Origin of the sequence: Pedobacter cryoconitis (genome assembly GCF_014200605.1) — a bacterium.
Classification (GTDB): domain Bacteria; phylum Bacteroidota; class Bacteroidia; order Sphingobacteriales; family Sphingobacteriaceae; genus Pedobacter; species Pedobacter cryoconitis_B.
This window is the reverse complement of sequence record NZ_JACHCE010000001.1, coordinates 702,165-714,563: the sequence shown is the minus strand read 5'-3', so window position 1 is coordinate 714,563 and position 12,399 is coordinate 702,165. Positions and strand designations below refer to the sequence as shown.

Here is a 12,399-nt window from a genome sequence, read left to right as displayed (position 1 = left end):
GCATTATTTGCTCATTAATAGCGTAGCCCTGATATCAGGCTTGGTAACACCTGTTTTATCTTCCAGATAGAGAAGATATACAGTTGCCGTTTCTACTGGTAAAACCAGGGGAACAGTAAATAATACAGCCTGATCATTTGAATCTTTTATAGTCAGTGTAAATTCTTTTATAGGTTTCAGAAACTGATCTTTTCCGGTCAGCATTGTTTTAAATCCTGAAAATGATCCTGAAACCTTAAGAATTTCACCAACCTTTATTTCCTCTGTTGCAGGAGCTCTATAGGTGGTAGTCGTAATATAAACATTGACCTTGTCTGGCAATGATTTAGAAAAATTAGCCAGGCTGATTTTCACTGAACCTGCTGTGGGAAATGTCTCTTGATTAAATCCATTAAGAGAGTCATCAAATACCCGGAGAACAGATTGATTATTTGGCCTGAGTATAAAATATTTATGTTTTTTGAAAGGTTCAATTTTCAACGAAGTATCTAATAATAACGTTTTGTCATCATAGAACCGAAATCGGTTATTTCCTGAAAGCAGACTGACGGTTTCGCCTAAAACTGGTAATTGATTATTTTCTCCTTCAATAACAGTCACTTTTTTCGAAGTAAAATCACTGATCGATATACTTCCGAATGCCGGGTCTTTTATTAAATCACCTTTAGAGCACGATGAAACTCCAGTGATGATCAGCATAAATAAGATGAAGTAAAAGGTTATTCTCATAGAGTCTGAATAATGAAAAAGCAGTCCCTTATAGAAGGGAAGCTGCTTTTTCTTAGAAATAAAATTTAAATACTAATCCTGAGAAGTCTGAGGAGTGAATTTAGCCCAACCAGAAGTCCATTGACTTAGGTTTGAAGCAAGAACAGCACCTTTAGTAACAGATGCATCTCTTGGCAACAGGTTATTGAAAGTATAAGCACTGGCAAGATCTGTTGTATAGAAAGGACTTAAGTTTCTTGATCCTCTGATACCTAATCCGATAAATGCATCAGCATCAGCAGATACTAAAATAGAATTTGTGCTTCCTGTTAATGAAACGGCAGTTGCAGGGCTGAATACTGTAGTGTATGAGTGTACAATATTATTATTGAAACCACCTGCAGTTGCAGTTGTTGCAGTTTCATTCTGGAATTCAGCACCTGTATTATAACCAGCAATGATTGAATTAGTGATCGAAAGATCAGTATTTCTTCTCCAGCGGTTACCAGCACGTAATCCTGTATTTGCACTTGAATAACCTAGTAAAGTAAAGTTTGAATAAGTAGGTTTTGTTCTGGGTGAAGCTCCTGAACTTGCTCCATCGTTATCTGACTCGATTCCGTTAGAATCAGAAACACCACCACTTGTACTATGTGTTGATTGTGGATCTTTTAAACTGATTGCATAGCTGATAGAACCTGAATAACCGAAATCTGTATCAAAATCGTCATCATCGTTACCAAGAGCTAATAAATAACTTGCATTTACTGTACCACCAAAGAATTCAAAAGCATCATCAGCACCAAAAGAAACCTGTACGTGATCGATAGTTGTACCAGATCCAACTCCACCTAAAGTTAAACCATTGATTTCATTATTCGGGGCTAAAAGGTAACCTGCATACTCAATACGTACATACTGGATTTTACCTGAATTATCAGCAGGAACAGTACCACCATAAGTAAGGTCAACTCCTAATGAAACTCCATTCGCATCATAACCTGGCAATCCTTCAATAACTGTAGTTGATGGTTTGTTGGTAGTTGAATTTCCCAATACAATTACACCACCAAAATCACCTGCAACACGTGAGCCGGATGCTTTTGGAGAAGTAAAGATAATTGGTTGTGATGGAGTACCTACTGCATCAATTGAAGAACCTCTGGTAATTACTAATACTCCGGCAATAGAGTTAATCACTGAAGTAGATGGATCAACTTTGTAATCTACCTTTTCTCCTGTAGTAATAATTGTACCTGGTTTAATGGTTAGTTTTGCTCCGCCAGTCACATAAACTACACCTTTTAATTTGTAAACTTTTCCTGGGCTCAATGTTCTGCTTGCAGAAATGTTTCCGGTAATTACTGAATCCGCTCCTGTAAAAGGCCCGCCAGCCCCATTTGAACGATCAAAATTTCCGTCTGTCCCTTTTTTACAGCCTGCGACTGCGAATGCGGCAATTGCTACAATTGCAAGCGCTTGTTTTGTGAATTTTTTCATTGTTTTCTTTAAAATGGTTTATGGTTTTTATTATATAATAAAGTTAATATTCAAGTGTTTTCATAAAGACTATTATATGTTAAGTTTTCATTAATAATAAATTGATTAAAAGATATTTACAATAATCATATAAATTAATAGTTCATATATTATACAATGATAATAAGCTAGAATTTATAGGTAAATGCCATGCTCACATTCGTACCTGATTTCACCTGATAAGTAATCCTGTCCCCGTCACTTTTTTTATATTTATCGCTATGCCCTTCCTTCAAGACGTATGGTGTATCTCCCCCAGCATTTTCATAATCTGCAAAGTTTTTATAGAAACTGGTTTGCGCATTTAAAAGATTAGAAATGTTTAATTTCAGCTCTCCTTTTTGTTTAAAAACACGGGTGAACACCTGAAAATCAACCAGATCACGCCCCATTTCATATTCAATCTGTAAAGGGCTAAAATGTATCGTATTTGTTCGGTAGCCAGATTTGTTATAGACTACATTCACACCATATTTATCCTGGGTATAAGACATTCCGACATTGATAATCCAGGGAGACTGACCATAAAGTGCTCTTTTAGAATTTGTTTCTTTAACTTCCAGATTATCTTTCCCGCCATAACTCAATGCCACTACATTAGATTTAATGATCGTGCCGTTTCCAAAAACAGAAAGATTGCGCAACCATTGTTTATCAGCAATAAACCCCATGGATTTTCTGATTTCCATTTCCAGCCCGTAGTTAACTGCAGATTTTTGATTTTGGAAAGCATACTGATCTACAGCCATGTCCTGAATAAATACAAGCTCAATCGGCTTATCAAATTTCTTATAGAATCCTGATAAAGAAATAATTTCACCAGCAGAAGGATACCATTCAAATCTTAAATCTGCGTTATTGATTCTGGTACTTTTCACATTCGAACCCCTGATTCTGGCATCCAGAATCGGATCGTATAAATTGAAAACAGAGGTTTCCCTGAAATCGGGTCTTACAACTGTTGTCGCATAAGATCCTCTGACATTTATATTTTCGGTTATGCTGTAAGTTACATTGACCGAAGGAAGAAACTTCTTATTGTCATCTGTATTTGTTTCTCCATCCTTACTTTTCAATTGTGTATTGGAGAGTTTATAAGCATCAAAACGAACTCCATATACCAATCTTAATTTTTTAAAAAGACGCTGATCCAACATCGCATAAGCACTTTGAGAAGTGGATTTACCTGAAAATTGTCCTCCCTGATCATCACGGATACTATAAAAGACCTGTCCGGGGCCACTGCCTATTTTATCGGGCGTCAGACTATATTCATAAGGCGCAACAAATAATTCAGCACTTAGTGTATTATAAATTTCCGCAGTGTAGTTGGAAAGATTTCTTTTCTTATAAAAGCCGTTATAACCTACTTTAGCGAGTGTTTTATCCCCCATAAAATCAAAGGACCTGCTTAAATTAAGTCCCCAGTTATAATCTTTTTCCCTGGTATCAGTATACAAGCGGAAATCAGGATCCCCTTCATTTTGAGTAGGACTGGCTACCAGGTAACGCTGAAAATAAGGCACTCCATTTACAGAGCCAGAACCCAATGCTGTGAACTTACGTCTGTCATTAATCGTTTGAACTACATTTGTATAAGAACCATTCCAGGTTAATCTTATTCCGGTTTCACCTAAAGTATGCTCTCCTTCCAGTTTGTGCTGCAAAACTGTGGTATTCTTTGGGTCCTGAACATTAAACTGCCTTCTGCGATCTGGCGCGGTAACTAATTCATCGTTTGGATCTCTGCCCTGAGAAGTAATAAAATCATTACTATAGACATGAGAATACATGTTTCTAAATCCAATTTTAAATCCTTTCCCCTGAACACCCACATTCAGTAATGCACTGGATGTAGAATTATATTTATAAATTTTCCCATTCTGACGAATGTCCGCACTGTCAATTGCCGACGGTGAATAACCAACTCTCGTGCTTATAAAATCATTGATTTCCTGACTATTACGCAGTGTAGCACCTCCCACAAATCCAAAACTCACTCCATTTTTCAATGGGTAAACCCGGCCAAAAGAAAAACGATAATTTTGATTCGGCTCAAAACCATAACGGTAACGCCTGAAACCTTCTGCATCAAAGGCTTTACTCTGTGTAATGATATAATCAGGTGGCGTATTGTTAAGACTCCAGCTTTTTAAACCTAAGGGTAATTTGTGACTGTTATCCATAAAACCAAAGAATTCAGCTCCACCCCTTTTCCCTGCCTGTAAAAAATCCTGCCCTATTGTATTGGTATTATATCCCGTACCAACCTGAAACTGCATAAAATCCTGAACTGGAATATCCAGGGTATTTACAATTACCTGCCCACCTGCAAATTCAGAAGACAGATCTGGAGTAGCTGTCTTATTAACGACGATATTACTCACCATTTCTGCAGGAATTGCATCAAAGGAGAAATTACGGCGGTTCATATCTGTACTTGGTTGTGTTACCCCGTCAATTTGAGCCTGGTTATAACGCTCACTTAATCCGCGTACAACTACATAACGGTTATCTACAACATTCAAACCACTTACACGCTTAAGGATAGCACCCACATTATTATCGGGGGTACGGGCAATTTGTGCTGCCGAAATACCATCAGTAATTCCAGCCGCAGTTTTTTGCTTTGCATATAACCCAGCCGTTGAAGCTTTCTGATAACCTGAGGTAACCACAACCTCTTTTAATGCATTTGCGGAAGGTTTCATGGAGATATCCAGTTTGGTTATCCCACCTGCTTTAATCTGAACTCCTGTAATTTTTTGTGTATCGTAAGAAATATAACTGATTTCCAGTGTATAGGTCCCCGGAGGGATTGACATTGTATAAGTACCATCAACTGCACTTTGTATACCTGATCCTAATTCGATTATCCGGATACTTGCGCCTGGAAAAGTCTCTCCTTTCTCATCGCTGACTGTGCCGGTAATTTTTCCCGGCTCCGGCTTTTTTACCGGAGGCTTTACAATTAAACGGACCGAGATATTTGAATTTAAAATAGAAAAATTAAGATTTGTCTTCTTTTCCAGGTCTTCGAGTACAAGTTTTATGGGTAAATGATTATAGCTGATATTCTGAAGCTGGACCTTTCCCATCTGCACCGGATCGAACACAAAAGTAAAGGATGATTGTTTGCCCAGTTCCATCAATAGGGTCTGTGCAGTACAATTTTTACAGGTCAGGGTAATTGCCCCGCCTTGCCCCTGAGCAGTAGAAATATTATAAAATGATAATAAAATAAAGAGAAAACTTAGAGTGAATAAGGGTTGAAGAGGATATACTGTATATTTTTTTTTGGACAGTAAATTTATAATCATACTTTTGGAATGGTTTATTGCGCCTGTGAATCGTGATTTATCATTGTTTTTTTGCCGGTTTTACCGGTAATTAAGAGAAGTACTGCCGCCAGCGGTACTTCTCTTTTTTGTTTGGTACATTGTACCTGGTTTACTGAGCGCTCAATTCATAATAACATACCCCTCAGGGATTTTTTTAAACTTTAAATGATGAGTAAATAAAAGTGTACGGATTACATCTTTAACAGGTTCATTTCTGAATTTCCCACTAATTGCGAAACCTTTAAGATCTGCTTTATCAAAAGCTAGTGTAATATTATAATAAGAGGCTACACGGGCCAAAGCTTCTGTCAAACTGGTATTATCAAATTCCAATGAACCATCTTCGGCATAAGGTTTGATTTCTCCATCTCCATCAAAAACTCCTTTTGTACCTGTATCACCGGTCTGCGTATATTGCTGACCAGGGATAAGCTTTAATGGGGAGAACCCTTTTTCTTTACTGCCTATCTGTACTTTCCCCGTATATAAGCATACTTTTTCGAGCTGATAGGCTTTGTAATTTTCTACGGTGAAAGAAGTGCCTAAAGCAGTAGTTGATAACTTAGAAGAATACACGGTAAATGGTCTGCTTTTATCTTTAGCAATCTCAAAAAATCCTTTTCCTTTAATCAAAAACACTTTACGATTATCCGAAGCAAATGAAGCAGGATATTTAAACACAGAACCAGAATTCAGGGTGACTACAGAATGGTCTTTGAGGGTAATAATCCTGACAGATCCTACAGGCACCTTTACAGTTGTAAATAAGAATTGCTGTTTTAAATTTTCTGTTCTGCGATAAGCCAAATATCCTATAGCAGAAATAAGTAACAGGGAAGCTGCTACAGTTAACCTGATTAAAGCCCTGAATAAAGGTCTTATTTTAGTTTGGGGAACATTGACCACTTCTATCGTATGTTCTTCTCTTACAGGCGCTGTAACTATGCCTGATTCTTCGACTACCGGCATGACTTCCTGATAATCAAAATCAAATTCGCCATTTTCTACCAATAGAAAAAACTCATCCAGCTCTGCTGCATTCAATTCCTTTTCAAGAAACCTACGGTATAGATTCTTTTTCTCGCTCGACTTCATACTACTATATACTATCGGGCGGGATGTTTAGGGGGGATGGTAATTAAAAATAATTATCGAGAGAAAAAAACAGGGGTAAAAGAAGATAAATATAATCGGTAGCGTCTGCCAGTTTACTCAGATCTCTCTTGGCTAAACTCATATGTTCTTTGATCGTTTCTTTACTCACTGAAAGCATGTTAGCTGCCTCAGCATAGGTGAACCCATCAATTTTACAGAGTTCAAAAGTCCGCCTCCTTTTTGAAGGAATCTTCCCCATAATCTGACGGAGTAAAGCGAGGTCCATCGCAGCAGTAATTGCAATATGCTGACTTGCATCTTCCTGAGCAGAAAGATAGCGGCCACGAAACACATTCTTCATTTTCTGATCCGTAAGTGTACGCTTAAGCCAGGTAAAGGTTACATTTTTTGTAATTGTAAAAAGATATGGCTTTACTTCCCTTTCCGGATCGAGATTTTCACGCGATTCCCAAAAACGCAGAAATACATCACTGGTAAGTTCATCAGCTAATTCGGCCGAACGTGTATGCTGAAAGCAGTAGGATCTGATATCTTTATAATACAGCCCGTAAATTTGGGTAAAAGCATATTCATTACCATTAATGAAATCCTGAATGATACCTTTTGTCAACACTGTCATACCTTACAAAGCTAAGTTTCAAAATGACGTAGTATATAAACTACAGATTAATAATATGTTAACTTAAATAATATATATTTAATAGGGCCTTGATATGGTCAGACCTGTTTTTAAATCGACCGGAACCCTGGAGTCGAAAATTACACGGGGTCTTTCCAAAGTGGATTCAACTCTGTTTTGGCCTGCAACCATATTAGTTTTTTGCAGACAGCTCTGAATCAGCGGATCTGAAAGATCACCAAAAGGTTTTAGAGGAAGCACGGTGAGCTCATCAGTGATTTGATCAGGTGTCAGTCCATTACTGTAATCCCCTCTGCCAGCAGCATTGTATAACTTAAAAATCATTGGATAGATTTCCCATTTTGGAACAATCTGCGGATTTCTATAATCTTTGATCACAAAACCTGCCATGTCTTTTCCCAGTGTTTGCTGTCCGGAATGAACGACAGTGATGTAAGGTCTGAGTGAATTAATCAGGAGTTCTGCTGCAGATGCAGTGTGGTTCCCTGTTAACACGTAAATTTTATTCAGATTTAACCGGTAACCAGAAAAACCTGCAAAGCCAATATTTAATCCTGATGGCAGTTTACTCAGCTCTGCACCAAAACTACTTTTCCTCACCCCTGCTTTCTGGTTACCTCTGTATTCTACAAAAGTTGCAGCTTCTGTAGTATTCTGAGCGATCATCACTGCCAGGGCAGCAGCCACAGGAACGCTGCCTCCGGGATTATAGCGCATATCCAGAATCAATTCCTGTACCTGCTCCTGTTTAAAATAAGCGAAAGCTCTTTTTAATTGGGACAGCGCAGTATTTTCAAAGGAGTTTAAAAAAAGATAACCATAAGTTTTACCGCCAGATTGAAAAACATGATAGGTATAAACCGGGTCTTCGGAATTGATTAACCGCTGAACCTGGATAATTCCGGTTTTACCCACCAGCTCCAGATCAGTACTTTGCTTTAGAATGCTATTATTGGTCAGCGATGCAATATTAGCTGCAGTGGGAACAGTTCCGTTAATCGTTTGAATGATATCACCCCGGACCAGACCTTTACCGGCCGCCCTGGAACCCGGGACAACCAGACTAATCATCGTTTTTACCTGTCCATCGCTGGTTTGTAAAGTGATCCAGTCAAATCCTAAGGTATGTACTAAAGACGGGGGATAACTCTCAGGTAAATCTGGGTTTACCAAAGCAGAAAAACGGTCAGCACTATTTTTTATACTTTTAAAGAAAGAAGAAGGATCTGTATTCAAAACTGGATTTCCGGGTAAACCCGCATTCCAGTAGTAATATACTTTCATACTATCCAATATCCAGGAATTGATATTTTCCTGGCTGCCCGCTGGATAATCCGGCCTGTTATCTGATTTCTTGCAGCTGTAAAGCGAAAAAATCATCAGGTACAACAGCAGCGTTTTGATAAACAGAGAGCATGTTTTCATAAAAACGTGAATAGATGTATGGTAAAAATAACCGCCCTGTATAAAGTTTATATTAAGATAAAAACATATAATCCCGCGAAACATTATTATACTTATCAGTTAGCACAAAATATTTTATATTCGTCACATTTATTTAACAGAAATCTTAATTGAATTCTTAAACAGATTTAGCATCAAATAAAATTATGATCAGAAGAACCAGTATCACAGCCATTTTTCTTTTAGTATTAAGTACACAGCTTTTCGCACAGCGGCTAATTATCGGAACCTATAATCTTCGTAATGACAACAAAGGTGACATTGGTAACCTATGGGTACAAAGAGCGCCGGTTGTTGCCAGTCTTTTACGTTTTCATCAATTTGACATATTCGGAATTCAGGAAGGATTTAAGAACCAGCTGGATGACATCAATGCTGCTTTACCAGAATATGCCCATTACGGCAAAGGACGTGATGACGGAAAAGATGGTGGTGAGCATTCTTCAATTTTCTACAAAAAGGACAAGCTTAAACTCTTAAAAAAAGGTGACTTTTGGTTATCTGAAACTCCGGACAAACCTGGATTAGGCTGGGATGCCACTTGCTGCAACCGCATTTGTACCTGGGTAGAATTACAGGAGATCAAAACAGGCAGCAAATTTTATTACTTTAATGCGCATTTTGACCATCAGGGAGAGATTGCAAGAGTAGAAAGCAGTAAACTGATAGTCCGCAAAATGAAAGAAATTGCAGGAAACGAACCTGCTGTATTTACAGGTGATTTAAATGGCGGACAGGATAGTGAATGGTACCAGACTTTAGCTAAATCCGGTTATTTGAAAGATACTTATCATCAGGTTGAACACCCTTATATAAATAATCCCTCTTTTAATGAATTCGGTGCACACCTTGATGGATCTGAAATTATTGACCATGTTTTTGTCACTAAAGATTTCAAGGCAGACAGATGGGGTCTGCTGACAGATTCTTATCATGGTAAATATCCTTCAGATCATTTCCCTGTTTTAGTAGAAGTCAACCTCAAAAAGTAACAATTTCGTGAAGTCTTCCTATTAACAATGGCTTAATACGTTTTACCATATTTCCATATACTTTTGCATATGGATTCACGTAGAGATTTTATAAAAAAAGCAGCACTCCTTTCTGGTGGTGCTGCTTTAATCAACACTTTGCCGCCTGTTATCCAAAAGGCAATGGCAATCGACCCGGCTGCAGGCAGTACTTTTTATGATGCTGAACATGTTGTTTTTCTGATGCAGGAGAACCGTTCTTTTGACCATGAATTTGGTATGCTGCAGGGTGTAAGGGGCTTTAATGACCCAAGGGCAATTGACCTGCCTAATAAAAATAAAGTATTTCTTCAATCAAATAAAGAAGGTGAGACCTATGCTCCTTTTCATCTGAGTATCAAAGATACAAAGGTGGCCTGGATGGGCGCTTTACCACATAACTGGACAGATCAGACTGATGCCCGCAACGGAGGAAAATATGATCAGTGGCTGAATGTAAAAAAAGCTTACAATCGTACATATGCCCATATGCCACTGACTATCGGCTATTGCAAAAGAGAAGATTTCCCTTTTTATTATTCGCTGGCGGATGCCTTTACGGTATGCGACCAGAATTTCTGCTCTGTCATTGCCGGCACACATCCAAACCGCTATTACTGGATGACCGGTACCATACGTGAAAAGAACAGTACCGAAGGAATGGCACATCTCTGGAATATCAGTAATTATGACAAACCTACTTTAAATTGGAAGACCTTTCCTGAGCGTCTGGAAGAAAATGATGTCCCCTGGAAAATTTATCAGAACGAACTGACTTTAGGTTTTGGCCTCAACGGTGAATCGAGCGCATGGCTAAGTAATTTCGGCACCAATGTGATGGAATATTTCGAACAGTATAATGTTCGTCATCACCCGGGGGCAATTGCTAATCTAAAAGATAAAAAGAAAGATTTGCTGGCACAGATTGCTGCTGCAGATCATAAAAAGCGGAGTCCGGAAGAACAGACAAAATTTGAGGCACTCAAAAAACTACTCCATAAAACAGAGCTGGAAGAGCAGGAATATTCACAGGCTAATTATGAAGCCTTATCGCAGAAAGCAAAAAACCTGAATGCCAAAGCTTTCGGCATTAATTCAAATGACCCTGATTTCCATCAGCTTAGTCCTTTAAAATACGAGGAGAACGGTGTAGAAAGAGAACTGAACATTCCTAAAGGTGATATCCTTGACCAGTTCAGAAAAGATGTAAATAATGGTTCTTTGCCAATGGTTTCGTGGCTAATGACCCCTGCAAACTTTTCAGATCATCCGGGCGTACCCTGGTTCGGTTCATGGTTTGTCAGTGAGGTTATCGAAATTCTGACTAAAAATCCTGAGATATGGAAAAAAACCATTTTTATTCTTACTTATGATGAGAATGACGGTTACTTTGATCATATCCCTCCTTTTGTACCTCCTGATCCCTATAAAGAACATTCTGGTAAAGTCTCTAAAGGGATTGATCCTAAAATGGATTTCGCAACTAAAGACTACCAGACTAATCCGTCTATGAAAGAGGACCGGATCAGAGAAAGTCAGATAGGCTTAGGTTATCGTGTACCTATGGTGATCGTTTCTCCATGGACAAGGGGCGGTTATGTTTGTTCGGAAATTTTTGACCATACTTCTTCTTTACAATTTCTGGAGACATTTATAGAGAAAAAACTAAATAAAAAGATAGTAGAAGAAAACATTACACCCTGGAGAAGAACGGTTTGCGGAGACTTGACTTCGGCTTTCAGACCTTATCATGGTGAAAAGACTGAACAACCTCAGTTCCTGGAAAAGACACCTTTTATGGAGCGCATTTATTCTTCGAAATTTAAGGAATTACCAGATACATATAAAAAATTAAGTCCTGAAGAGATTGATCTGATTAATAAAAATCATGCTGATTCCCCTTATTTTCCTCAACAGGAAAAAGGCATACGTTCTTCCTGTGCATTACCTTACGAGTTATATGTTCACGGTGAAATGGTACAGGGAAAGTTTAAAATCAGCTTTAACGCTGCTGATAAATCATTTGGCAAAAAATCAGCAGGCTCTCCTTTTACAGTTTATGCTATGAACCCTTATCAGGAAGAAGTATTACGCAGCTGGGATTATACAGTATCTGCTGGTGACACCCTGGAGGATCAGTGGTTATTGAAAGATTTTGAAGGAGGAAAATATCATTTGAGGGTATATGGCCCAAATGGTTTTTTCAGAGAATTTATTGGCGATGACAGAAATCCTTTGATCACCGTGGTCTGTAATTATGAAAAAGACAAATTACATCCATTAAAACTAAGTGGGAATGTAATTGTAACCATCACCAATCACAGTAAACAGCTACAGGAGTTACAGATTAAAGACATCAGTTATAAAACTGGAAATAAAACGTTAAAAGTATCAGCAAATAGTAAAGCAAGTCTTATATTAGATTTGACAAAAAGCTATAACTGGTACGATTTCAGTGTAAACAGCGCAGGAAATACTGGTTTTATAGAAAGATTTGCCGGAAGGGTAGAAAATGGTACAATTACCAAAACAGATCCTTTAATGGGAAATATACTTTAGCAGAAAAAACAAAGAACAGATA

The 12,399-nt window shown here is 38.1% G+C and carries 8 protein-coding genes; 2 read left to right on the top strand and 6 right to left on the bottom strand.

The genetic code is table 11. The annotated features are described in order from the left end of the window. Positions 1-3: 3 nt before the first annotated feature. The 6 genes from HDE68_RS03315 to HDE68_RS03290 all read right to left on the bottom strand — a co-directional run bounded on the left by HDE68_RS03315 (position 4) and on the right by HDE68_RS03290 (position 8,769). Positions 4-729, bottom strand: a complete 726-nt coding sequence (locus HDE68_RS03315) for a hypothetical protein (protein WP_183878880.1) — start codon at positions 727-729, stop codon at positions 4-6. Between the two features lie 72 nt (positions 730-801). Continuing rightward, entirely contained in the window at positions 802-2,208 is a 1,407-nt protein-coding gene (locus tag HDE68_RS03310; RefSeq protein ID WP_183878878.1) for a hypothetical protein, read from the bottom strand. A 167-nt stretch (positions 2,209-2,375) separates the two neighbouring features. Further along, a complete protein-coding gene (locus HDE68_RS03305; RefSeq protein WP_183878876.1) occupies positions 2,376-5,567 on the bottom strand; it encodes a TonB-dependent receptor in 3,192 nt (1,063 codons plus the stop codon). Positions 5,568-5,708: 141 nt separating this feature from the next. After that, positions 5,709-6,683, bottom strand: a complete 975-nt coding sequence (locus HDE68_RS03300) for a FecR family protein (protein WP_183878874.1) — start codon at positions 6,681-6,683, stop codon at positions 5,709-5,711. 43 nt (positions 6,684-6,726) lie between these two features. Next, positions 6,727-7,323, bottom strand: coding sequence for an RNA polymerase sigma factor (locus tag HDE68_RS03295; RefSeq protein ID WP_183878872.1), 597 nt, complete (start codon positions 7,321-7,323; stop codon positions 6,727-6,729). Positions 7,324-7,401: 78 nt separating this feature from the next. Further along, entirely contained in the window at positions 7,402-8,769 is a 1,368-nt protein-coding gene (locus HDE68_RS03290; RefSeq protein WP_183878870.1) for a S41 family peptidase, read from the bottom strand. A 185-nt stretch (positions 8,770-8,954) separates the two neighbouring features. On the opposite strand from HDE68_RS03290, the gene HDE68_RS03285 reads away from it, so the two are divergent. Continuing rightward, positions 8,955-9,800: an endonuclease/exonuclease/phosphatase family protein gene (locus HDE68_RS03285; protein ID WP_183878868.1), complete on the top strand. Its 846-nt coding sequence runs from the start codon at positions 8,955-8,957 to the stop codon at positions 9,798-9,800. A 69-nt stretch (positions 9,801-9,869) separates the two neighbouring features. Then, a complete protein-coding gene (locus tag HDE68_RS03280) occupies positions 9,870-12,377 on the top strand; it encodes a phosphocholine-specific phospholipase C (RefSeq protein ID WP_183878866.1) in 2,508 nt (835 codons plus the stop codon). The last annotated feature ends 22 nt before the right edge of the window (positions 12,378-12,399 follow it).